Source organism: Sulfolobus tengchongensis (assembly GCF_036967215.1).
GTDB classification, from domain to species: Archaea; Thermoproteota; Thermoprotei_A; order Sulfolobales; family Sulfolobaceae; genus Saccharolobus; species Saccharolobus tengchongensis_A.
In genome coordinates this window covers 64,909-87,461 of the sequence record NZ_CP146016.1, presented here as the reverse complement: position 1 = coordinate 87,461, position 22,553 = coordinate 64,909, and the positions used below count along the sequence as shown (strand labels likewise).

Annotated in this window: 23 protein-coding genes and 2 tRNA genes; 9 read left to right on the top strand and 16 right to left on the bottom strand. The window is 34.2% G+C overall.

All coding sequences use genetic code 11. From position 1 onward, the window contains the following. The first annotated feature begins 11 nt into the window (after positions 1-11). The 3 genes from gatD to V6M85_RS00535 all read left to right on the top strand — a co-directional run bounded on the left by gatD (position 12) and on the right by V6M85_RS00535 (position 4,358). Positions 12-1,349, top strand: a complete 1,338-nt coding sequence (gene gatD / locus V6M85_RS00545; RefSeq protein ID WP_338601640.1) for a Glu-tRNA(Gln) amidotransferase subunit GatD — start codon at positions 12-14, stop codon at positions 1,347-1,349. After that, complete coding sequence (gene gatE, locus V6M85_RS00540) at positions 1,342-3,243, top strand: Glu-tRNA(Gln) amidotransferase subunit GatE (protein WP_338601637.1); 1,902 nt, start codon at positions 1,342-1,344, stop codon at positions 3,241-3,243. Before gatD ends, gatE begins: the two co-directional genes overlap by 8 nt. Positions 3,244-3,317: 74 nt before the next feature. Further along, positions 3,318-4,358 carry a hypothetical protein gene (locus tag V6M85_RS00535; RefSeq protein WP_338601634.1) on the top strand — a complete coding sequence of 347 codons (1,041 nt, stop codon included), beginning with the start codon at positions 3,318-3,320 and terminating at the stop codon, positions 4,356-4,358. Here the strand turns inward: V6M85_RS00535 and V6M85_RS00530 are convergent. From V6M85_RS00530 to V6M85_RS00520, 3 genes are all read right to left on the bottom strand, one after another. Continuing rightward, a complete protein-coding gene (locus V6M85_RS00530; protein ID WP_338601631.1) occupies positions 4,351-4,719 on the bottom strand; it encodes a transcriptional regulator in 369 nt (122 codons plus the stop codon). The genes V6M85_RS00535 and V6M85_RS00530 overlap by 8 nt on opposite strands. Before the next feature lie 51 nt (positions 4,720-4,770). Further along, positions 4,771-7,290, bottom strand: coding sequence for an adenosylcobalamin-dependent ribonucleoside-diphosphate reductase (locus V6M85_RS00525; RefSeq protein WP_338604841.1), 2,520 nt, complete (start codon positions 7,288-7,290; stop codon positions 4,771-4,773). A gap of 365 nt (positions 7,291-7,655) precedes the next feature. Further along, positions 7,656-7,728: transfer RNA gene (locus V6M85_RS00520), tRNA-Gln, on the bottom strand. Positions 7,729-7,962: 234 nt separating this feature from the next. Here V6M85_RS00520 and V6M85_RS00515 point away from each other — a divergent pair. Beyond that, positions 7,963-8,052: transfer RNA gene (locus tag V6M85_RS00515), tRNA-Thr, on the top strand. On the opposite strand, the gene V6M85_RS00510 is transcribed toward V6M85_RS00515, so the two are convergent. From V6M85_RS00510 to gcvT, 9 genes are all read right to left on the bottom strand, one after another. After that, positions 8,034-8,177, bottom strand: a complete 144-nt coding sequence (locus tag V6M85_RS00510) for a ribbon-helix-helix protein, CopG family (RefSeq protein ID WP_338604838.1) — start codon at positions 8,175-8,177, stop codon at positions 8,034-8,036. The genes V6M85_RS00515 and V6M85_RS00510 overlap by 19 nt on opposite strands. Positions 8,178-8,261: 84 nt before the next feature. Beyond that, positions 8,262-9,437: a SufD family Fe-S cluster assembly protein gene (locus V6M85_RS00505; protein ID WP_338601628.1), complete on the bottom strand. Its 1,176-nt coding sequence runs from the start codon at positions 9,435-9,437 to the stop codon at positions 8,262-8,264. Further along, positions 9,424-10,863: a Fe-S cluster assembly protein SufB gene (gene sufB, locus V6M85_RS00500; protein WP_338601625.1), complete on the bottom strand. Its 1,440-nt coding sequence runs from the start codon at positions 10,861-10,863 to the stop codon at positions 9,424-9,426. The genes V6M85_RS00505 and sufB overlap by 14 nt, the downstream gene beginning before the upstream one ends. Positions 10,864-10,928: 65 nt before the next feature. Beyond that, positions 10,929-11,675 carry a Fe-S cluster assembly ATPase SufC gene (gene sufC / locus V6M85_RS00495; RefSeq protein WP_338601622.1) on the bottom strand — a complete coding sequence of 249 codons (747 nt, stop codon included), beginning with the start codon at positions 11,673-11,675 and terminating at the stop codon, positions 10,929-10,931. A 16-nt stretch (positions 11,676-11,691) separates the two neighbouring features. Further along, positions 11,692-12,693, bottom strand: a complete 1,002-nt coding sequence (locus V6M85_RS00490) for a phosphate uptake regulator PhoU (protein ID WP_338601621.1) — start codon at positions 12,691-12,693, stop codon at positions 11,692-11,694. A gap of 72 nt (positions 12,694-12,765) precedes the next feature. After that, a complete protein-coding gene (locus tag V6M85_RS00485; RefSeq protein ID WP_338601618.1) occupies positions 12,766-13,134 on the bottom strand; it encodes a hypothetical protein in 369 nt (122 codons plus the stop codon). Positions 13,135-13,140: 6 nt separating this feature from the next. Then, positions 13,141-13,896 carry a proteasome assembly chaperone family protein gene (locus tag V6M85_RS00480; protein WP_338601615.1) on the bottom strand — a complete coding sequence of 252 codons (756 nt, stop codon included), beginning with the start codon at positions 13,894-13,896 and terminating at the stop codon, positions 13,141-13,143. Continuing rightward, positions 13,889-14,305, bottom strand: a complete 417-nt coding sequence (gene gcvH / locus V6M85_RS00475; RefSeq protein ID WP_338601612.1) for a glycine cleavage system protein GcvH — start codon at positions 14,303-14,305, stop codon at positions 13,889-13,891. The genes V6M85_RS00480 and gcvH overlap by 8 nt, the downstream gene beginning before the upstream one ends. An 11-nt stretch (positions 14,306-14,316) precedes the next feature. After that, positions 14,317-15,357 carry a glycine cleavage system aminomethyltransferase GcvT gene (gene gcvT, locus V6M85_RS00470; RefSeq protein WP_338601609.1) on the bottom strand — a complete coding sequence of 347 codons (1,041 nt, stop codon included), beginning with the start codon at positions 15,355-15,357 and terminating at the stop codon, positions 14,317-14,319. Positions 15,358-15,391: 34 nt separating this feature from the next. Here gcvT and gcvPA point away from each other — a divergent pair, with 34 nt between their 5' ends. Further along, positions 15,392-16,756 carry an aminomethyl-transferring glycine dehydrogenase subunit GcvPA gene (gcvPA, locus tag V6M85_RS00465; RefSeq protein WP_338601606.1) on the top strand — a complete coding sequence of 455 codons (1,365 nt, stop codon included), beginning with the start codon at positions 15,392-15,394 and terminating at the stop codon, positions 16,754-16,756. Further along, a complete protein-coding gene (gene gcvPB, locus V6M85_RS00460) occupies positions 16,740-18,266 on the top strand; it encodes an aminomethyl-transferring glycine dehydrogenase subunit GcvPB (RefSeq protein WP_338601603.1) in 1,527 nt (508 codons plus the stop codon). The genes gcvPA and gcvPB overlap by 17 nt, the downstream gene beginning before the upstream one ends. On the opposite strand, the gene V6M85_RS00455 is transcribed toward gcvPB, so the two are convergent. Genes V6M85_RS00455 through V6M85_RS00445 form a run of 3 tightly spaced genes read right to left on the bottom strand, consistent with a single transcriptional unit; the run spans position 18,259 to position 19,314 of the window. Further along, on the bottom strand, positions 18,259-18,684 hold the full coding sequence (locus V6M85_RS00455; protein WP_338601602.1) for a signal peptidase I: 426 nt from the start codon (positions 18,682-18,684) through the stop codon (positions 18,259-18,261). The two genes, gcvPB and V6M85_RS00455, sit on opposite strands and share 8 nt — an antisense overlap. Then, positions 18,665-18,994, bottom strand: coding sequence for a chromatin protein Cren7 (locus V6M85_RS00450; protein WP_338601599.1), 330 nt, complete (start codon positions 18,992-18,994; stop codon positions 18,665-18,667). The genes V6M85_RS00455 and V6M85_RS00450 overlap by 20 nt, the downstream gene beginning before the upstream one ends. Continuing rightward, positions 18,994-19,314: a hypothetical protein gene (locus tag V6M85_RS00445; RefSeq protein ID WP_338601596.1), complete on the bottom strand. Its 321-nt coding sequence runs from the start codon at positions 19,312-19,314 to the stop codon at positions 18,994-18,996. The genes V6M85_RS00450 and V6M85_RS00445 overlap by 1 nt, the downstream gene beginning before the upstream one ends. A 29-nt stretch (positions 19,315-19,343) precedes the next feature. On the opposite strand from V6M85_RS00445, the gene eno reads away from it, so the two are divergent. Further along, complete coding sequence (gene eno, locus V6M85_RS00440) at positions 19,344-20,603, top strand: phosphopyruvate hydratase (protein WP_338601593.1); 1,260 nt, start codon at positions 19,344-19,346, stop codon at positions 20,601-20,603. Here eno and V6M85_RS00435 read toward each other — a convergent pair. Further along, positions 20,600-20,851: a hypothetical protein gene (locus V6M85_RS00435; RefSeq protein ID WP_338601590.1), complete on the bottom strand. Its 252-nt coding sequence runs from the start codon at positions 20,849-20,851 to the stop codon at positions 20,600-20,602. The two genes, eno and V6M85_RS00435, sit on opposite strands and share 4 nt — an antisense overlap. Positions 20,852-21,028: 177 nt before the next feature. Between V6M85_RS00435 and cdvA the strand changes: the two genes are divergently transcribed. Then, the gene (gene cdvA, locus V6M85_RS00430; protein ID WP_338601587.1) at positions 21,029-21,745 is read left to right on the top strand and encodes a cell division protein CdvA; all 717 of its coding nucleotides are present in this window, start codon (positions 21,029-21,031) and stop codon (positions 21,743-21,745) included. Between the two features lie 18 nt (positions 21,746-21,763). Next, positions 21,764-22,546, top strand: coding sequence for a cell division protein CdvB (gene cdvB, locus V6M85_RS00425; RefSeq protein WP_338601584.1), 783 nt, complete (start codon positions 21,764-21,766; stop codon positions 22,544-22,546). The last annotated feature ends 7 nt before the right edge of the window (positions 22,547-22,553 follow it).

Below are 22,553 nucleotides of genomic sequence, written 5' to 3'. Positions count from 1 at the left end.
AATCTTTTTCTGTGCAAGAAGGTTATAAAGGAAAAGCTTACGATGTTTTAAAAAAGCTTAATATAGATATAGGAGATCTTATAGAAATCAAAAAAGGGGATCTTATAGTAAGAGGTATACTATTGCCTAGTTATTCTAGAGATGATAGAATAATAGTTATAAAATTGGATAATGGGTATAATATAGGAATATCCATAGAGAATATAAGTGAAATTAAAGTTCTTTCAAAATCACTCCAAAAAACTACTGAGAGAGAGAGTAGTAAAAGTGCTTATAAAAAAACTAAAAGTGAGATAAAAATAATCAGTACTGGAGGCACTATCGTAAGTAAAGTTGAATATGAAACAGGCGCAGTTAGACCTGCATTGTCTACAGAGGAAATTATACAATTCTTACCAGAGATAAATGAAATTGCAGATATAGATGCAGAAATCTTATTCTCCATATTAAGTGAAAACATGAAACCCGAATATTGGATTAAAATTGCTAGAGCAGTAAAGGATGCTTTTGATAAAGGAAATAGTGGAGTAGTCATTGCTCATGGTACAGATACTATGGCATATACAGCTTCAGCATTGGCCTTTTCGTTACAATCCTTAGAAGGGCCAGTAGTATTAGTCGGATCCCAAAGAAGTAGCGATAGACCAAGTAGTGACTCTGCAATAAACCTCTTATCATCCGTCTTGGTAGCAAAACATGCACCATTCGGTGAAGTCGTAGTAAATATGCACGCAGAATCCTCAGACACGTTTACATTAGTGCATAGAGGTGTAAAGGTTAGAAAGATGCATAGTAGCAGAAGAGATGCATTTCAGTCAATAAACGATAAACCTTTAGCCAAAGTCCTTTGGAAGGAAAGGAAGTTAACAATGTTAAGAGAAGACTACATAACCAAAAAGACTGAAACTACATTAGATGCTAAATTCGATGAGAGAGTATTTCTGTTATATTACTATCCGGGACTAAGTAGAGAACTAATCGAGCAAATCATATCAAATACCAAAATAAGGGGACTCATAATAGCTGGTACAGGTTTAGGACACACTTCATCAGAATATGTAGAATTATTCAAAAAAGCCACTAAAGATGGTATATTTATAGGAATGACCACACAATGTTTATTTGGAAGAGTTAATATGAATGTTTACACTACCGGAAGACAATTATTAGATGCAGGAGTTACACCATTAGAGGATATGTTACCAGAAGTTGCATTAGTAAAATTAATGTGGGTACTTGCGCATGAACAGGATTTAGAAAAGATAAGAAATATGATGACTACTAATCTAGTAGGAGAAATAAATCCTCGTCATACTTTAGACCTTTACCCGAGGTGGTTATATGAGTGAACTAAATTATGAGGAACTAGGTCTAAAAGTAGGATTAGAAATTCATCAGCAACTAAATACCTCTCATAAGTTGTTTTGTAACTGTAGCACCAATTTAGAAGAAGAGCACAAATTATCCCTAGAGAGATATTTGAGACCAGCACTAAGCGAATTAGGGGAAGTTGATGTAGCTGCATTGTTTGAATGGAAAAAAGGCAAGAAATATGTTTATAAAATACCTATTACTTCAAGTTGTAACGTAGAAGCTGATGAAGAACCTCCGCATTTAATAAATGATGAGGCGTTAAAAATAGCATTAGCTGTCGCAATTGCCCTAAATAGCAACATAGTAGATGAAATTTACGTGATGAGAAAGATCGTAATAGATGGATCAAACACAACAGGGTTCCAGAGAACTGCTATAGTTGCGCTTGGTGGTATATTAAAGGACGAAGGAGTAACAATACAAACAATAGCTGTAGAAGAAGACGCAGCGAGAAAAATCAGTGAAGAAGGGGATCAAGTAGTTTATTCCCTAGATAGATTAGGAATCCCATTAATAGAAATATCCACTGGGCCAGATATAAAGAGTCCAGAGCAAGCAGAAAGGGTAGCATTAAAAATAGGCCAATTGCTCAGAATGACTGGAAAAGTTAAAAGGGGCATAGGAACAATAAGACAAGATTTAAATATTTCCATAAAAGGTGGAACTAAGATAGAAATTAAAGGAGTACAGAAACTAGAATTAATACCAGAGATAGTAAAATATGAAGCAATGCGCCAATTTAACCTATTAAAAATAAAGGAAGAACTAAAGGTGAGAGGGCTATCTAAGGAGCTAATTTTATCTAATTTAATTATAAAAGATCTCACTGAATTATTTAAAAACACTAAAAGTAAAATTATAAAAAATGGAATAGAAAAGGGAGAATTGGTATATGGGATAAGAGTGTATAAATTTAAAGGGATATTAGGCTGGGAGTTAATACCTAAAAAACGGAGATTTGGAACAGAAATCGCAGATTACGTTAGAGCGCTTGCGGGATTAGGAGGACTCTTTCATTCTGACGAATTACCGAATTATGGAATATCTGAAGAAGAGGTGAACAAAGTTAGAGAAGTATTAGGTGCGTCAGCTGAGGACGGCTTTATCATTATCGTAGGTGAAAAAGAAAAGTTAGAAAAGGCATTAGAAGTTATAAGAGATAGAATTGCATTAGCATTTGATGGCGTACCTAAGGAAACTAGAGGTGCACAAGATGATGGAACTACTAAGTTCTTAAGGCCACAGCCTGGCTCAGCTAGAATGTACCCAGAAACTGATATACCACCTAGAAGAGTAGATGAGAAATTACTAGAAGAAGCTAAAAAATTAGTTCCAGAATCCCCTGAAACTAAAATGAAAAGGTATATTGCATTAGGGTTAAGTGAAGAACTCGCAAAAGAAGTTATTAGAGATCCTAAACTTGACCTTTTTGAGGACTTAGTTAATAAGTACTCACCTAAAGTCTCTCCAGTAGTGATAGCAACTACACTTACTAATACCTTAAAATATGTTAAATCTAAAGGTGGAGATATATCAAAAATTAGCGATAATGATATAGAAGAATTAGTAAAGAATGTTTATGATAACAGAATTAGTAAAGATTCAATTCCAGAGATACTCCTAGAGTACACTACAAATAAAAATATCATACTTAAAGATGTGATACGTAAATACGAAGCCCTATCACAAGAGGAGTTAGAAAAAATTATAGATGATGTGATAAAAACGAATCTAGATGAGATAAACAAAAGAAAAGAAAAAGCGATAAATCTAGTCATGTCGAAAGTTATGAGTAGAGTCAAAGGGAGAGCTGACGGAAAAGTGGTATTAGAGTTAATAAAGACTAAATTAAAAAACATTATTGGATGAAGAATTACCCTCGGACGGATAGCTAATGAAGACAAGGCATTTGTCGGATTTAAAGATGATGAGCTTGACCACTCATGAATTTAGATGATGTAATAAAGGTAGCCGCTGAATATCCATTCAGAAATCTTAATGAGGAAATAGAACTAGAGGATAATTTACTTAATATAGCACAATTACCTCAATTATTAACAATTGGTGGAGTTAAAAAAGTAAAATGGAAATATAAGGCTAAAATCATCGGCCCTGATTTATCTACAATAGTAACTGATGGGGATAAGAATACTGAGGAATTGATAATAAGAACTCCTTTAATGAAACTCTCATTCCCTTGGAGCTTTAATAAGATCGACGACAAGTCATTGGAGAAGCTAGTAGAGTATTTATTACCATGCAAAGAAGGTACATCTTTATTTAATATTTCCCCCTGGCCGAGATACGTCTTTAATGGAAACGAAATCATAGAATTAAAAGAAGGTGAAATAGGTAATGGGAGAAAGACAAAAATTGAGAATATCAGATTGGAAGAAAACCAAGTAACTATAAATACAAGATTTCTTAATCCTCAATTCTTTTATATAAACCCATTCTACATAGAGAATGATAACAAACCATTAGAGAAAACGTATGCAATGAGTGTTGAACTAACGGAAGCTTATTCGCTTGTGAGCAACTCAATTATGGATTTGAGATTTGATTTGGGTAAAATACATGCGGAAACCAACGGAAAAATACTTATTTCTAAAACAAAAACCTCAACTGAAGCTAAACTCCATAGATTATTATGGGAAATGATAAATAATGTATTAGAGTTGGACTGTAAACCACCATTTCCAATATCGTTATACAGAATAGAACCATCATCAGTAGTACCATTATATATTAGATTCGACGATAAGACAGACAGATTAGAAATGATAATAGAGAATTTCAGCGATAGACCTGTGATTGCTACGATTTATTTTTCAGCAAGAATCTCAAAAATATTAGAACCTAATGATATTGTACAAGGAGAATATGATAGAGTGAAAATACCTATAAGAAGATGGGGAATAACAAGCTTATTATTAGAAATAAAAAAACTTCCAGACTTATTACTTAAGAGAAAAGCTATTTGATTTCTACAGTAGTTTCATATAGACAAGGGCTCAAACTATACCCATGCTTACTAAGAACTTTCTTACCTTCAGAACATAAGATACAATAATATACAGAAAGATTGGAGTTAGAATTTAGAATCCTATTAGTAACCTCATTCACAAGATCCATAAATTTCTCATCCCTTTCCAAAATTGACTTTAGATTACCTCCTCTCCTACTCTTTATATAGTTAGAAACAGCAGCTGGTGTAAGCCCCATTAGATTTGCAGCTTTATACTCAGACAGTTTCTTCTCTTTTATTAATTTCTCTGCAACTATACTTCTCACTGCTGGTAAGATCTCTCTAACTGAAAACTCACATGGTAATTGTAATGACATATCTAATACACTTCAGTCTAAATATATAACAACTGGTAAATAAAAATGTTTTTATAATTCACACGTTTTACATCCACCAGCATAAGTCTCTGAAACCTCAACAAATTTCTTTTCCATCCTTAAACTAGAAGGAAGTAATTGAGTTTTCTTAACTTCCTCTTCTTTCTTTTTTTCGTATTCCTCCCTTTCTTTCTTAACACCGAAGTAAATAACTTGTTGCTGCTTACTCTTATCTCTATATACTGTTATGCCTTTAATCCCAAGTTTCCAAGCTAATAGGTAAACTTTTTCAACAGTTTCAGGGGGTTCTTCACTCCTTAAGTTAATAGTCTTTGAAGTACCAGAGTCATTCCATTGCTGCCATACCGCTTGGTGTAGAACGTGATAAATTGGTGAAACTTCGTGCGCAGTTCTAAATAATTTCCTCAAAGACTTCGGCATAAATATATTCTCACCAATTATGCCAGTTTCCGCTATTTTCTGTATTACTTCAGGATCGTCTAGCTCATACTTTCTCAGATATTCGAGAAAAAGTGGATCAATCTCTATGAATTTTCCAACTGCAACATTCCTAACAAACGCCAATGCGAATAATGGCTCGATTGATGAAGAAGTACCAGCAATGATGGATATGGTACCAGTAGGAGCAATAGAAACTACCGTAGAGTTCCTTAACCCATACTTTAATCGTTTACTTTTCAACTCATCAAAATCTAATTTATCTACCACACTACTCAGTTTCCTAACATAATCTGATGGTTCACTACCAACAATACCAGAAATTTGCAGTATACTGTCAAAGCTCATGGCACTTTCCCAAATATCCCTATACAATTTTGAATCGTATGCAGGAAATGATCCTTTTTCTTTAGCTATTTCAATAGAAGCCTTATACGCATGATAGAAAATAAACTTAGCTAATTGATATGAAAGATAAACTGCATCTACTGAGTCATAAGGTATACCTAATTTGATTAGCATCCTAGCTAAACCCATTACACCTAAACCAACTTTTCTAGTTCTCTTTGTCGCTTCCTCTATCTGTTTTAATGGATAACGGTTAGCATCGATCACATTATCTAAGAATCTAACTGCATATTGAATTACCTCAGCTAACCCATCCCAGTCAATTGTTGGCTTACCGTCCTTCTCTATGACAAACTTCTCAAGGTTAATCGACCCTAAGTTGCATGACTCCCAGGGTAGTAATGGTTCTTCACCACATGGATTAGTAGCGTTTATTTTTCCAAGATACCATACTGGATGTCTCCTATTTATCGTATCGATGAAGAGAAGACCCGGATCACCACTATCCCAAGCACCTTTTACAATCTCATTAAATAGTGATCTGGCATTTATATATTTGACAATTGCACCCTCCTTTGATGCTATCACCAATGCTTCATCTACTGTTATAATTTTACTCTCATCTAATGGAACTACGCCACCTTTTTCTTCCAATTCTGACAAAATTACCTCTTGAATCCATTCCTCATTCATATAACCCCTAGCCTTTGAAATATAGTATTCATGATCAGTTCCAGATATCTTGGTCTTTCTAGGGTTAATTAATGGAACACTTTCTCCTTTCTCTACTGCCTCCATAAAGTAATCATAAGCACCAACAGAGATATTGAAATTCTGTAACTGAACGTCCTTTAACTGACCTGTCTTTGCTCTTATAAAATCCTCAATATCGGCATGCCATACATGCATTACTCCCATATTAGCTCCTCTCCTCTTGCCACCTTGTTTTATAACGTCAGTAGATGCGTCAAACACTTTCATAAATGAGACTGGTCCAGAGGCAACACCAGCAGTCGAAGCAACAACATCACCTTTAGGCCTTAACTCTGAGAAATCAAATCCAGTTCCTCCACCTTGTTGATGAACTAATGCAGTAGCTCTTAATGCATCATATATCCCATCTCCTTCTGGTGTAGTCATAGCATCCTTAACTGGAATGACAAAGCACGCAGAGAGAATACCTAATCTAGTTTCACTATTCATCAAAGTTGGTGAATTAGGCATAAACTTAAGATTACTTATCATCTCGTAAAACTTTTCTTCTAGATATTTTACTTCATCCTCAGACTTACCATACTTTCTCTCAACAGAAGCTAAGAATCTAGATACCCTCCTAAATAACATCTGTGGCGTTTCAATATATCTTAACGTGTTGGGATCCTTTAGTAAATATCTAGCCTCTAATACTTTTAACGCGTTGTATGAAAGCAATAGATCCTTAGGATCAAAATCCTGCCACTTTCCCTTACCGTAAACATGGTTGTAAATCCTTGCTAAAACATAGCGTTTAGCTAGATCCATTAAAAAGGGGTACTTTAACGAATTCTCTATCAAATTTCTCTCTACGATATCAGCTATTGTTCTAGTATCTATTGCATTGTCTTTAACGTTAGCTCGTATATCATTTGCTATACCATCCACTACTTCATCCGGTATTGAAGATAATTTAGAAATTATCTTCTCTAACCTAAATTCGTCAGACCTGCCATCCCTCTTAACTACTTTAATCTTCCTTAAAGATGTAGAGTATAATATCTGCTCCATCGCTTTCATAGATTATTATGACTTACTTAGTTTTAACCTTTTAACTATATCGAATGTGGTATTACCTAATAGAATCCCAAAAAGATACTACACCATTTTCGTTAAAAATAGAAATTTAAAGAAAAAAGTAAATGTTAAGACAATAACTCATAATCTATACCTTCATTGTAGTGTGTGTATCATTTGAAAACTAGACGATAATTCTATGAATAGTCCTGATACAGAGAATAGCCTCAATTTTCAGAAAATCCACAAACTACCTTCATTGATATAATAATTTAGGAGAGATCCCGTATACCATAAACCTAAAGTAAGTCATTTAGCTGAGAAAATCGATCATAGCAGGGCAAGTATTGAATATAAGGTAGCCGGGCAGGGATTCGAACCCTGGTCCCAGGGGCCAGAGCCCTGGATCCTTGACCACTAGACTACCCGGCTATGTTTAAATAATATATCATCACTTAAAAGTTTATTATCGTAGAGTAAGATAGGTTCTGATTCCAAAAGTATAGGTCTCTTAGCTCAATTACATGATTTAATTTTAACCTGCATTAGTCATTTATATAATAAATGTTTCCTAATTATTTTGGAAATTTCAAATTATATTAAAAAGACATGGGATCAACAACGACAATAAGCTTTAAATGTTATTTATGTGATAATTTTCTTGATGCCGCCGTAGCTCAGCCTGGTTAGAGCGCCGGCCTTGTAAGTTATTGCCGGGAAAGCCGGCGGTCGCGGGTTCAAATCCCGCCGGCGGCTTCGTCTAAATATTTTTCTATAGCTTTCCTAATTACTTCGCTTCTGCTCATTCGTTTGTTTAACGCAAATAAATCTAGCCGTATCAAGAGATCTTCTTCTGCCTTAAAAGTTATTACTCTTACCATTTGTCCTCATTAGTAAGTTAAGAATAGGTAGTATATTATAAGAAATTTTCAATTATAAGCAGACAGAGGGGGAGTTCATCGAAACTAATATCCTAACGATTTCAAAATATCTTCTATACGACTCTTAAGAGTTTCAGGATCTTGTTCTTCAATTATGAATCCTCTTACTATTATTCCTTCAGCCTCTTTTCTGCTTAGTCCTCTTGTTTGCAAATAAAATATCTGATTTTCATCTATCCTACTTATTGCCGCAGAGTGCTTAGCCATAAGTACTCTTCCAGTTTTTACTTCAAGCATGGGAGAGACTACTGCCTTGGCCTCTTTACCTAAGACTAACGACCTACCAATTATTGAAGTAGAGGAATTGGTTGCAATCTCATCTATGGTAGCTACACCTCGTACTACAGTAAATGCTTGATCATTAGAAATAGCTTTCATAAAACCATTACTAGTACTTTTTCCACCTAAATGAATTATATTATTTACTACGTCAATTTTGTTATTATGTACTCCAAACGCCCTTGAAGAGAATTCACTTACACTGTTTTCTTCTAGTCTCGTATTAAACTGTACATGGCCCATCTTATTACCATTAACAAATAATGAAGATCGCATTGTACCCTTTATATTGGCCTTAATATAAGAGAAAAGTAAGCTATTATCTCCGGAAAGACTTATAAATTGGAAATCTAAGGACGAACCTTCCTCCACGTTTATAGAAATAATGGGACTCACAAGCGAATTTTCCCCTAAATTTGATATTTCATAAACCAACTTAATTTGTTTATTTTTAGGCACATTTACTATAACATGTGATGGAGAGAAATGCATATTTCTATTGATAACATGCCTAATATAGTATTCGCCCTCACTATCTATTACTATTCGTCTAGAAAGAGAGAAGGCTAACGATACTAATTTATGCTCATCACTACTTGTTACATCATCCTTTATTGAGTCATCTATTAACACCCCTCCCTTTTTCACAATAATGCTATCATTATCAATTTCAACTGCATTGTCTCTTACGCTCTCACTATATGTTACCTCCTGTTTGGAAATACTGTTAAGGTTTAATGAATCGTACAGATTCCATTCAGTATAATGTTTTATAGTTGGAGAATCATGTATTATTTGATAAGGTTTAGAAACATATAAAGAAAATGCTTTTTCTCGCTCCGCTCTATCTTGAGTGAAATTCTCGGAAATTAATTTCTTAGCTGCTTGAATATCGACTACTCCCAATTTAAGCCACTGCACCTAGCTTATCTAACTCCAGCTTTATAACCTTATTTAACATTGTGGCGTATTCAAATGGTAACTCTTTCATTATCTCATCTATGAATCCTAATACTAACATTGAAGTAGCTTCTTTTTCGTCTATACCTCTAGTCATAAGGTAAAAGAGTTGATCCTCATTCATTCTAAACGTATGGGCTTCGTGTCCCACATCTGCGTCTTCTTCTAACACTTGATTATGGGGATATGTATAGGCTTTGGTCTTATCATCAAGCATCAAAGAATCACATTTGACAAATGCTTTAGATCCTACTGCACCCTTATTTACTCGTACTAATCCCCTATATACATTAACACCACCATTAAATCCTATATTTTTATTCACTACTTTACTCTTAGTATAAGGTGCTGCATGAATCATCTTTGAACCACTATCTTTCCATTCACCCTCTCCGCTGGTCATAGTAACTACTAAGCTTGTAGATGACGCATTTTTGCCCCTAAGTATGGTAGATGGATACACGAAACTGTATTTAGATCCTAAGGATCCTTCAACCCACTCCACAGTCGCGTTCTCGTCAGCCCATGCTCTCTTATTGTTAAAATTAATCACGTTCTTACTCCAATTTTGAATAGTTGTAAATTTAATATAAGCATTATTTTTAGCATATAACTCAACCATTCCATCATGGAATGAAAACTTCTTAAATTGTGGTGCAGTGCAGCCTTCGATGAAATGTATGTAAGAACCTTCATCTGCTATTAATAATGTATGTTCGAATTGTCCTTCAAGTTCAGATCCTATTACAAAGAATCCTTCCACTGGAGTGGTTATTTTAACGTTCTTTGGTACATATACGAACACTCCACCACTCCACAACGCTCCGTGTAGAGCAGCAAACTTATGATCAGATGCTGGAAATATTTTCATAAAATACTCTTTCATTAAATCTGGATATTTATTTACAGCCTCGTCTATAGGTAACATTATTACGCCCTTTTTTCTTAATTCTAGCTTAACATTAGAGTAAATTGGTTCTGATTCTAGTACTGCAACTAAACCCCCTAGGAATTTCTTTTCACTTTCCGGTATACCTAATTCATCATAATACTTCCTTATCTCTGGAGGTAGTTCTTCCCAATTTTGAGCTTTGTCTACACCTGGCTTAACGTAAAGTTCTAATGAGGAAATATCTAAGCTTGCTAAGACATCTGGTAACCAATTTGGCGTAGGTAATTTCTCAAATAATTCCAAACTTTTTAATCTTAATTTTAACATCCATTCTGGTTCCTTTTTTATTCTAGAAATTTCCTCTATAGTTGATCTACTTAATCCGGATTCAACTATCCTTCTATGGAATTCCAATTGGTTAAGCTTATTGTACTTGGCATCTATCGTCGCATTTATTATCTCGTTCAGATCTAGTGATATTTTATCTTCTTGCATACTCATAACCTATTCTTTAACTCTGTTAAAGATGAATATAAGTCTATCTTTAATAAAAAATTAACTTATGAATTCCTCTCAAGAACAGCTTCATATCCCTTCTCATCTATTAATTTTGCTAGCTCCATCCCTCCTTCAGCAACTATCTTACCCTTATATAAGACATGAACTTTATCCGCACTTATATGATCTAAAATTCTTCTATAATGAGTTATTATTAGATATCCTACATTTAATTCATTTCTAAGTTTATTTATAAAATATGAAATCATCCTAAGTCCGTCTACATCAACTCCAGAATCGGGTTCGTCTAGAATTGCTATTTTAGGCTTTAATAGAAGCATCTGTAGTATTTCAACCCTTTTCTTTTCACCTCCGCTAAAACCTTCAAATACTCCCCTATTCAGTAATGAGTCTGCTATTCCAACTTCTTTGCTAATACTTTTAATCTTAGATATAACTTCCATAACTGCAGCGTTAGTACCACTTACCTTATTATATTCTGTAACTAAGAGTGTTGATAGCCTAACACCTGTTATTTCGATTGGATTTTGAAAAGCTAAGAAAAGACCCTTCTTTGCTTTTTCGTGAGGTTCTAAGTTAGTTATGTCCTCACCATCTAGTATTATTTTCCCTTTAGTAATTTTGTATTTCGGATGTCCCATGATAGCTAATGATAGTGAAGTTTTTCCACTTCCATTAGGTCCCATCAATGCATGAATTTCTCCGCTCTTTACTTCTAAATTTATACCTCTAAGGATTTCTTTACCTTCAACTTCTACATGTAAATCTTCTATTTTGAGCGTTACCATACTTTATCCTCTCTTTTTACGCCGTTAAATCTTTTTCTATCCAAGGTAAATCTTCTAAGAAAATCCCACACATGGAGTTATTAAGAGCATTTTCCAATAAATTTACTAAATCTTCTAAATACAAAGTAATTGTTTGCGGTAAACTATCCTTAATTTTGTCTAGAGTCTGTCTTATCTGTAATATTAGATTAAAACCATTGGATATTCTTTTAACGCTCGGAAATAAAACGCTCATTATTATCTCGTCTAAAACGTCATTTACATTACCAAAAATTGTACGCAAGGACTCTATGATATTCGAATTTATTTCACCTAAATTTTTAATCTGATATATTTTTGATATTATATGATCTATATTTAATAAAATTGACATGTTAAGCAAAATGAATGAATTTCTATAATATTCTGTGTTACTAGAGTGATATTTATTGCCTATTATCCTTCTGAGTAACATCAAGTATATTTTCCTTAAGTCATCACTATTATTAACATTGTTATTATTATGAACGTTGGTAGCTGTTAAAGACTTAGCTAACTCATCAACTCTTTTGGAAATAATATTTAGTATACGCCTCAATAAAGATTCTACACCTACTTTTTCTGTATCTAATAAACATTCCATTTTAATTTTTTTCTCAGAACTCTCAACAATTTCAGCTCCAACTAAATGTTCGGATGCATACATTGCGTCTTCAAGGTCTTTTTTGCTGAAATCCTTCTTAGTTTCAAATACAATTTCGTCATATCCTAGTATATATAAACAAGGAATAATATTAATCAGCGGTTGTTTAAACGCGTCAATATCAGCTAGTATCGTCCTTTTTCCAGCATTTGTCTTGGCTTTTTCAGCTACTAATCTTAAACTACCATCATCTAGTGATTCAAGAATTACCTTATCACCCGGCTTAATATTCCATTTATTTATCCATTTTTTTGGAAGTGTAATAAATAGTGAAGAAGAACCCAATTTCTGAACTTTCCTAGTCTCTATTTCTCTTGCTATTTTTTCTTCACTCAAAAACAGTCCCTCTATACTATTTTCTTAAACAGTGTTTATAAAAGTCTTTCAAACTCTTAGGAAAGCTAATTCTTAATCTTTTTTACGTTGTACAGTTATTTTAACTAACCATTTAGTTCTAGTAATCGTTAAAGAATCTGCATTGGCGTCTTCTGGTAATTGTATTTTTAGATAATATTCCTTGTTAGACTTATCTTTACCCCTTATCCTTAACGTGTTTTTTTCCACTTTCACATATAATGTAGACATATCTATATTTGGAATATCTATTAAATAATAATACGAATCTCCAGATTCGTATAAGGAATATAATGGAGTGTATGATCTTCTTACTTCCTCCTCAATTTCGCTTTCTATTCTTTTGAATTCCCTTTCAATTCTGTTTATCTCTTTCTCTACCATAGACTTTATCATATCGTATAAATCCTTATATGCGGGCATTGAGGATCACGCATATGTAAATGGACGTAGCCCAGCGTAATTTGGAATCTCTTGCCTTGTCTGTTGCATTAACCCCTTTATTCTTTCTCTAATTTCCTCAGCCTCTTTAAGCAAGGAAGAAGTATCAATCTTAAACCCTAAGATCTTAGAAATTATATCTAAAGCTACAGCAGAGGCTTCTGGGTCTGGTAAGTCTAGAAATGATTCTACAACTATAACGAAGTTTCTTACTGATTTTTTTGCAGATTCTATTAAAATAGGGGCATACGGTCCCGCTATATACCCATCAGTGAACCTTTTCATCAAATTTAAATTATCTATTTCCTTTGCTAAGTCCTCAGAATTTACTATCCAATAGGGGGTTGGTTTTTCCAGATCTAATCTATTAGGTACTGGGACTCCAGTTATTGATATTATTGTTTGTATACCATATTTTTCTGCATAATCTATAATGAACCTAGCTAAGGGATATAATGTATTAGCAGGAATTGCGACCCAAGAATGTAACAAAAGGAAATTCTCGTAATGATACATACGTAGTGGTGATTTAGCTACACCGTTAACGACATGAGAAATAGGTGGCAAATGTTTACTTGAATAAAGCTCTGCATATTCCTTTAAATTCAAATAATTTATCAAGAATTCTCCAGCTATACTTCCAACTAACCCTGCATCAGGTAAGCTTACTATTAGATAAGAGGGTTTACCTATCTGAGGAATATATTTTTCCTTAATCTCAAATCCTTCAGACAATTTATCCACCTTTTATCTTTTCAATATACTTTTCTGGGCTAAGTAATTTTTCCTTCTCCTTAGCTAGACTAGAGGCTCTTAACTTAAATATCCAGCCTTCACCATAAGGATCTTTATTTATAATCTCAGGATGCTCAAGTAGCTTAGTGTTTACCTCTAGTATCACTCCACTTAATGGCGAAAAAATGTCTGCTGCGGCTTTTACAGATTCTATTACACCTACAGATTCTCCAGCTTTTACCTCCCTCTGTACTTGAGGTAACTCGATACCTACTATATCCCTTAACTTCTTTTGAGCATAATCAGTTATACCCACTATTGCTACATTATCGACAGAAGAAATTTTTACCCATTCATCAGTTTCCGTGTATAGCCTATCCGTTAGCACTATGTACCTCCCTACTTTTATCTCGCTCATATACCGTTCACCTAAATAAATGGAAACTCGTCAATTTTTATATCATATTGTTTACCTCTAATATCTACTGCAAGATTGTATCCTAAGTAAAAATATTTAGGGTTAACATAACCCATCCCTATAACTCTATTCAGATAAGGGGAGAAAATACTACTAGTCACATATCCTACCTCATTTGATATTGAGTATATCTTAGACAAATGCCTAGGTATAACTCTTTCGCCTTTCTTCATCTTAAAACCAATCCTTATCTTATCTACACCACTTCTTATACGTTCAATTAAACTTGATTTTCCTATAAAGTCCTTATCTAACGAGAAAACCCAATATCTGGCCTCTACTGGAGTAACGTTTTCATCAATATCTTCACCATAAAGTACAAAGCCCATTTCTTGTCTTAAACTATCCCTCGCAATTAGCCCTGCAGGTCTTATTCCCATCTTAACTAGATCCATTATTATCTTTCTTCCGACATCTATTGTTGCCCAAACTTCTAAGCCATTTTCGCCGGTCCATCCAGATCTACTTAATAAAAAAACGTCATAACCTAAAAAATTGGTATTAAGTCTAAATTCCAATGGCCTTAACTCAACCTTACCTAGAACGTCTTCTAATTTTCTACCTTGTATGGCTATCATACAATATTTAAACGTTAAATCTTCAACGTCTAAATTTGAATTAGACTTTATCCAACTAATAATTTTTTCCCTATTTATCGCATTGGTAACAATTAACCATTCGTCTTCAGTTACCTTATATACCATCACATCATCTTTAAAACCCGCTTTATCGTTTAGGAATGCTGTGGGACCTATCATATTTCCAATATTTGCCTTGCTTACCTCCTTAGCTATTAACATTTCAAATTCTTTCGAATTTCCCTTAACTCTCAGTCTACCCATATGAGATAAGTTGAAAAAAGCCACTGAAGTTCGGACGCTCATATGTTCTTCTGCGTAACTGCTGAAACTCATTGGCATTTCCCAACCTGCAAACTCCCCAAAATTAGCTCCTAACTTTTCCTCAAGGTCATGAAAGGGTGAAACAAACATATATTAAAAGTGTGTTAAAAGTGTATTAAGGCTTATGTATAAGCACCCTTGGCTTCCAAATCTGGGCTTAGTAAATGAAATGCTGAAAGAAATAGGTGTGGCTAATATTGATGAATTGTTCAATGATATACCTGCTGAAATTAAATTAAATAGATTATTGAACATAGGAAGAGGAAAACCACTATCTGAATACGAGATTGAAGAAGAGATTAAAGAGAAAGTCAAAAAAAATATAGAACTAAGTGCACCTCCCTTCATTGGAGCTGGTGTTTGTCCACATTACATTCCTAGTGCTATAAAATTTATCATAAGCAGATCAGAGTTCTACACGTCTTATACCCCATATCAACCTGAAATCTCTCAAGGACTTTTGCAAGCACTATTTGAATATCAAAGCCTAGTCGCAGAGTTACTAGAAATGGAGGTAGTCAATGCATCAATGTATGATTGGGGTTCTGCTCTGGCTGAAGCTGTATTAATGGCTAATAGAATAAATGGTAAAAAAACGGTTTTAGTACCGGAAAATTCTAATCCTTTCCATAAGGAAGTGCTAAAAACGTGGATACAGGGAAAGGGGATAAGAATAAAAGAAGTTAAATACAATAAAAATACAGGAGAAATTGACTTAGAGGATTTGGAAAGAAAGGCAGATGACGATATTACGGCAATATATCTTCAGCAACCAAATTTCTTTGGCATATTTGAAAGTAACATTGAACACGTAATTGATATAGCAAAACATAAAAAGGCGTTAAGTATAGTAGGAGTTAATCCTTTGTCCTTAGGTCTAATAAAACCACCCGGGAGATACGACGTTGACATAGCTATAGGTGATGGTCAAGAATTGGGTCTTCCGTTAAATTTTGGAGGACCTCTAATGGGTATATTTGCAGTTAAATGGGACATGACATTAATAAGGCAGATGCCGGGTAGAATAGTAGGAATTACAAAAGATAATAATGGTAATATGGGATTCACACTTATCCTACAGACAAGAGAGCAATTTATAAAAAGAGAAAAAGCTACTTCAAATATAACAACTAATGAGGCACTAATGGCCATAGCAAATGCTATTTACTTAAGTTTGTTAGGAAAAGAAGGAATAAAAGAATTGGCAGAGGAAATCTACTTTAGAAGTCATTATGCCTCTAAAAAGCTAACCGAGATAAAAGATGTTAGTAATGCTTTTAGCTCAGATTTCTTTGAGGAATTCGTTATTAAGTTCCCTGTAAACTATGATATTATTAGCCGTAAATTAAAAGAAAAAAGATTACAAGGTGGTCTAAGGTTATCTGATAAAACAGCACTCTTTTGCGTAACAGAAATTCATGACAAAAAATCAATAGACTTATTAGCCTCAACTATAGAGGAGGCGATAAAAAATGTGGAGACAAGCTAAATGGGAAGAGCCATTAATATTTGAATTGAACAAGAGTAATTCCACTAGACAAGGATTTTTGATAAATAAAGACGAAGAAATCAGAAATTACATTACAGAAATAAATATACCTAAAAATTTATTGAGAGAAGAAGTTCCAGATTTACCTAACCTAAGTGAATTAGAGGTAGTTCGACATTTTGTTAGACTATCTCAGATGAGTTTCGGTGTGGATACGGGAATGATGCCTTTAGGTTCATGCACTATGAAATACAATCCAAAAATTGAGGAAAAAGCTCCTGAAGTAGTTGAACATCACCATCCATTAGAAGACGAAGATTACGTACAAGGAATTCTTGAAATGATGTATGAGTTACAAGTTTGGTTAAGTGAAATAACTGGCATGGACGAATGTAGTTTACAAGTACCTGCAGGCTCTGCAGGGGAATTTGCTGGAGTATTAATGATTAAGAAATTCCATGAAGAACACAATAGGAATTACAAAGATCTTATGCTCGTTGCAGATACTGCTCACGGAACTAATCCAGCTAGCGCAGCCATGGCTGGATATAAGGTTATATACGTTAAATCCAATAAAGAGGGACTAGTAGATATCAATATCCTAAAGGAAATCGTAAACGACAAGACTGCTGGTTTCATGTTAACTAATCCCAATACTCTAGGATTATTTGAAGAAAATATTCTGGAAATTTCCAAGATAATGCATTCAGTTAATGCCGTGTTATATTATGATGGAGCTAATTTAAATGGAATATTAGGAGTGGCTAGACCGGGGGATATGGGATTTGATATTGTACATCTAAATCTCCATAAGACATTTGCAGTTCCGCATGGAGGAGGAGGGCCAGGTGCAGGAGCAATATGTGCCAAAGGAGAACTGACAGAATACCTTCCTTACCCTTTAGTAGAGAAAGTAAATGGAAAATATAAATTAAGTAAAATCCCTCAAAAAAGTATAGGAAAAATTGCATCATTTTATGGAAATGTAGGCAACTTAGCGCGCAGTTTCGCGTATTTATTAGGATTAGGCCCTCAAGGTATTCAACTCATAGGGAAAATGAGTACTTTAGCAACTAATTACCTTATAGCTAAACTGAAAGACGTTAAAGAATTAGAGTTGATTGCAGAGAATAGGCCTAGGAAGCATGAGGTAGTGTTCAGTGCAAAACCCTTAGCTGACAATTATGGTGTAACAGCAAATGACATAGCAAAGGCTTTACTTGATAACGGATTTTATGCTCCTACCATATACTTTCCGCCAATTATTGAAGAAGCCTTAATGATAGAACCTACAGAAACTGAACCAAAGGAAACTCTAGATAAGTTTGCTGAAGTGCTACGAAAAATAGTGGAGATGGCAAAAAACAATCCAGACCAAATACTTAAAGGTCCTAATAATACAAGTATTGGAAGGTTAGACCAAGCATATGCTAATCACCCTTCTAGTATAACACCAACATATAGAGTACTAAAACTGCGAAAACAGGGTAAAATAACTTACCTTAAATAATCGAGGAGAATAATATCGATATATAACCAAGATAAGGAATTGAAAACGTAATATTACCAAATTCTACTATTTTCCCTACAATTAGATTCTTTGTTATACCTTGTGGTGGTTCTAGTCCAATTCTATTATCCGGTATTGGATTGGTTATTCTATCCACGCCTTGCGTAACATAGTATCCATTATTTGCATATATTACTCTGTGTATTATGTAATTATTAAAATATGGAGATTTATATATTATTACATTACCTATTTCAATGGAATTTGGTCTAGTGTAAAAGGTCAATGCTCCATTTTGAAATATAGGATACATGGAAACTCCTTCAACACTTGCACTTTGAACTATGTTAGAAAACATAAGAATATAGATGAGCGCTATAAATAAGATAATGATTAGGTCACTCTTCTTCATCTTCATCTAAATCACTTAAATCAAGTTCTATAATTTCACCTTCATTGGCTTTTTCATCAGATTCGTTAGACTCTATTTTCTTAACACCTTTTTTACCTTCAATTTCTACAGAAGACCCCCCTGCTTTTATCTTAGATACTACGGATTTCCATTTATGGCCACAATTGGGACACTCGAAAGAACCCATTACAGTTATCGTTATTCGCCCATATGAATCAGGCAGAGGTGAAACTAACTGCCATGTTTTTTGTGGCTTCTCTACTTTTGTGCCACAATTTGGGCAAATGTATGGGTCCGATTGTTTCTTTTTTGGCATCAGTTGTATAATCCACTGAAAGGATTAATAAATATCTGTATAATTATAGCCATAAATAAGAACGTAGCACCAGAGTAAATTATTCTAAACTTTCTTTTGTAAACAACAAATAAATTGATACCCAAGGACAGCAGAACTAGTAGAACGACTAAAAGTGACGATGAGTAAAATAACGCTACTAAATGAGGAGCTAGTGACCATGCTACAAGAAATAAAGTTTCGTTACTAACCTTATTCCTTAGAAATCTAGAGTAAATTGGAGACAATAACCCGTATATAAGGAATATAAATGAGGCAATACTGAAACTGTCAGATAACATTAATTATCTTTAACACGTTTACAGTAAATATGATTAATCGTTTTGGTATAGAGAAGGTTAGAGGGTTAGAAATCATAGATTCTAGGGGTAATCCTACAATAAGGGTTTTCATGAAAACTAGTGATGGTATAGAATCTTTTGGAGATGCTCCAGCTGGTGCTTCTAAGGGGACAAGAGAAGCCATAGAAATAAGAGATGACAATGGCCTTACAGTAAAAAGGGCCATAGATATCGTAAACTACATAATTGACCCAGCACTACACGGAATTGATGTTAGAGAACAAGCTATAATTGATAAGATCTTGATAGAAATGGATTCGACGGAAAATAAGTCTAGGTTAGGAGGAAATACAACAATAGCTACCTCTATAGCTGCTTTAAAAACTGCTGCGAGATCACTGGACTTAGAAGTATTCAAATATATTGCTGGCCCAAGATCACCTAAAATTCCAATACCTCTTCTCAATATAATAAATGGTGGATTACATGCAGGAAATAAGCTGAAAATTCAAGAATTTATTATAGTTCCCATAAAGTTCAATACCTTTAAGGAGGCCCTTTTTGCATCCATAGATGTTTATAGAAGCCTAAAAGGGCTAATAACAGAGAGATATGGAAAGCTATACACTGCGGTGGGGGATGAAGGGGGATTCTCTCCACCTTTAGAAGAAACTAGAGAGGCATTAGACCTAATATACACTTCTATTAAGAACGCTGGTTATGAAGGGCGGATATACATGGGTATGGATGCTGCAGCAAGCGATTTCTTCGATAACAAGAAAGGAAAATATGTAATTGATGGAAAAGAGTTAGATGGGAATCAGTTATTAGAGTTCTACTTAAGTCTAGCAAACGAATATCCAATAGTTTACTTAGAAGACCCATTTGAGGAGAACTCATTCGATAAATTTAGCGAGTTACAAAGCAAACTTAAAAATGTAGTTATAACTGGAGATGATCTGTATACTACAAATATAAGGTATTTGAAAATAGGTATAGAGAAGATGTCAACTAAGGGTGTTATAGTGAAACCTAATCAAGTTGGTACAATTACTGAAACGATGGAGTTTACGGATCTAGCAAGAAGAAACTCTATCAAACTCATAACCAGCCATAGAAGTGGGGAGACTGAAGATAATTTCATCGCAGAATTTGCTGTAGGTATTTCATCAGACTTTATAAAAACTGGAGCTCCTGCAAGAGGAGAGAGAACGAGCAAATATAATAAATTACTAGAAATAGAAAACAGATTTGAATTAGAATATAATGGAAAATATTTTTATCTTTAAGGTATTAATATCCCTAGAATTATCAAGAATATTGCTATGCCTAGTAAGAATAATATGAATTCTTTTGTTGACATTGAGGGAACTGCTCTAACTGCCTTCGTTAAACCATAAATTATACCACCTATTATTATAATCAATAAGAGAGCAAACCCTATTGCAACTAGCACGTAACTTATTGGCTCAACATTTATATTACCTACTAGATGGGTAAACTGTGATGATATATTGCTAAGAGCTTGAATGGACATAACACTAATCGAAATAATTATTACTCTTAGCTATACTTTTTAAGCTTGACTACATAATATTCCCTGCTGATGATGAAGGTTAAAAGCGCTTAATAGATGACGAATCTCCGCTAACTGAGGAGCCCCAACCTTTATAAGTATTACTTAAAAGACCAAATATTTTTGAGGAGTATTACCATGCCCGTATCGTACGAAGTACTAACGAAATTTATCGGACAAAAAGTTAAAGACATATATGGAAGAGAATTTGGATATCTTATCCATGTCTATAGTGAGATAGATGGTAGTATAACCGGTATTGAGGTTGCACAAGGATCTTCCGTTTTGACAATTGGACCAGAGAGAATAAAGGTAGATGGAGATTCCATATTAATTCTACCAGATTGGAAAGCAGAAGCCATCAGAATATTAAGTTTAATGGAAAAAATTAGAAAAAGACAGAGAGCATTAGAGGAATTATACAGTAAGCAAGAAATTCCTAAGAGTGACTATGACGACATGAAGAGAAAACTTGATACTGAAATGCTAAAGATAAAAGATGATCAAACCAAACTAAAGGGGAAGCTGAAGTCAAGACTTAATGAAATAGAAGATCAACTAGCACACATAGATAAGGCAGTAATCTCATTAAAGATGAGTTATATCTCATCTGAAATACCTGAAGCTTCTTATAAGAGTTCCATGGAAGTTTTGAGATTATCAAAGGATAGTTACACATTGGAAAGAGATGATATAAGGAAGACTTTGGATAAATTGGACTCATTAGACAAAGATTCTATAGAACTTAAGCCTTTAGGCTCCTTATCCACGGCACAACAAGGTGATCAGAAGAACGATCAGTCAAAATCGGAAATACCATTGCCAATACCGGTAAAGGTAATAAATACTCTTTAACCAATCTAGTGAGTTAGGATGTTTGAAAAAAAGTTACCATTTATTTTTAACAGTGAAAAGAGGAGGAAAGCTCAACTGGGCAAGATACTTACTGAAATTTCGCTTAAGCTAAAGGATCAACAGACTAGATTAGAAGAAGCTATTAGGAGGTTGAAAGATCGAGATAAGGAACTCTTCGAGAAAGTAGTAAGGGCTCAAGTTGAGGGAGACGACGCTAAGGCTAAGATATACGCGCAGGAAATAGCTGACATTAGAAGAATAATTAAAGTAATTTATACAGCCTTCTTAGCAATCGAGAAGGTCAGACTAAAATTAGATACCGTACAAGAACTCCAAGGTGTTTCATTAGTATTATATCCGGTAGCTAAAATATTAGGGGATTTGAAAGATCAAATAAAGGGAATTGCGCCAGAGGTTGCAATAGCCTTAGATTCTATCATAAGTAGCGTAAATGGGATAGCAGTGGAAACGGGTGCAATAAACGATAGAGGGGTTATTCCAGCAGTAGTAGATGAACAAGCAAGACAAATCTTAGACGAAGCACAAAAAATGGCTGAGGTAAAGGTTAAAGAATTACTACCAGATTTGCCACACCCACCAATAGAACAGCAATCAAGATTACAGCAAACTAAACCTACGGTGAGAAAGATAACCGAAAGAGACTTATTAGATTACATAGTAAGTAATGGAGGTTTCTTAGATATAGAACATTTTAGCAAAACATATGGAATAGAAAAGGAGGATGTATTAAAGTTACTTAAAATTCTACAAAACAAGGGACTTGTAGCAGTAGAAAGTTAACATAGGG

Excerpts from the sequence above, each read along its gene's own strand:
- cdvB (WP_338601584.1), top strand. The coding sequence starts at position 21,764 with ATGTTTGAAAAAAAGTTACCATTTATTTTTAACAGTGAAAAGAGGAGG.
- V6M85_RS00445 (WP_338601596.1), bottom strand. The coding sequence starts at position 19,314 with ATGTTATCTGACAGTTTCAGTATTGCCTCATTTATATTCCTTATATAC.
- V6M85_RS00530 (WP_338601631.1), bottom strand. The coding sequence starts at position 4,719 with ATGTCATTACAATTACCATGTGAGTTTTCAGTTAGAGAGATCTTACCA.
- gcvH (WP_338601612.1), bottom strand. The coding sequence starts at position 14,305 with ATGAGCGAGATAAAAGTAGGGAGGTACATAGTGCTAACGGATAGGCTA.
- V6M85_RS00485 (WP_338601618.1), bottom strand. The coding sequence starts at position 13,134 with ATGCCCGCATATAAGGATTTATACGATATGATAAAGTCTATGGTAGAG.
- sufC (WP_338601622.1), bottom strand. The coding sequence starts at position 11,675 with ATGGTAACGCTCAAAATAGAAGATTTACATGTAGAAGTTGAAGGTAAA.
- gatE (WP_338601637.1), top strand. The coding sequence starts at position 1,342 with ATGAGTGAACTAAATTATGAGGAACTAGGTCTAAAAGTAGGATTAGAA.
- V6M85_RS00525 (WP_338604841.1), bottom strand. The coding sequence starts at position 7,290 with ATGGAGCAGATATTATACTCTACATCTTTAAGGAAGATTAAAGTAGTT.
- gcvT (WP_338601609.1), bottom strand. The coding sequence starts at position 15,357 with ATGTTTGTTTCACCCTTTCATGACCTTGAGGAAAAGTTAGGAGCTAAT.
- V6M85_RS00435 (WP_338601590.1), bottom strand. The coding sequence starts at position 20,851 with ATGTCCATTCAAGCTCTTAGCAATATATCATCACAGTTTACCCATCTA.
- gcvPA (WP_338601606.1), top strand. The coding sequence starts at position 15,392 with ATGTATAAGCACCCTTGGCTTCCAAATCTGGGCTTAGTAAATGAAATG.
- V6M85_RS00450 (WP_338601599.1), bottom strand. The coding sequence starts at position 18,994 with ATGCCAAAAAAGAAACAATCGGACCCATACATTTGCCCAAATTGTGGC.
- gcvPB (WP_338601603.1), top strand. The coding sequence starts at position 16,740 with ATGTGGAGACAAGCTAAATGGGAAGAGCCATTAATATTTGAATTGAAC.
- V6M85_RS00510 (WP_338604838.1), bottom strand. The coding sequence starts at position 8,177 with ATGGTAAGAGTAATAACTTTTAAGGCAGAAGAAGATCTCTTGATACGG.
- V6M85_RS00455 (WP_338601602.1), bottom strand. The coding sequence starts at position 18,684 with ATGAAGATGAAGAAGAGTGACCTAATCATTATCTTATTTATAGCGCTC.
- cdvA (WP_338601587.1), top strand. The coding sequence starts at position 21,029 with ATGCCCGTATCGTACGAAGTACTAACGAAATTTATCGGACAAAAAGTT.
- eno (WP_338601593.1), top strand. The coding sequence starts at position 19,344 with ATGATTAATCGTTTTGGTATAGAGAAGGTTAGAGGGTTAGAAATCATA.
- V6M85_RS00535 (WP_338601634.1), top strand. The coding sequence starts at position 3,318 with ATGAATTTAGATGATGTAATAAAGGTAGCCGCTGAATATCCATTCAGA.
- sufB (WP_338601625.1), bottom strand. The coding sequence starts at position 10,863 with ATGCAAGAAGATAAAATATCACTAGATCTGAACGAGATAATAAATGCG.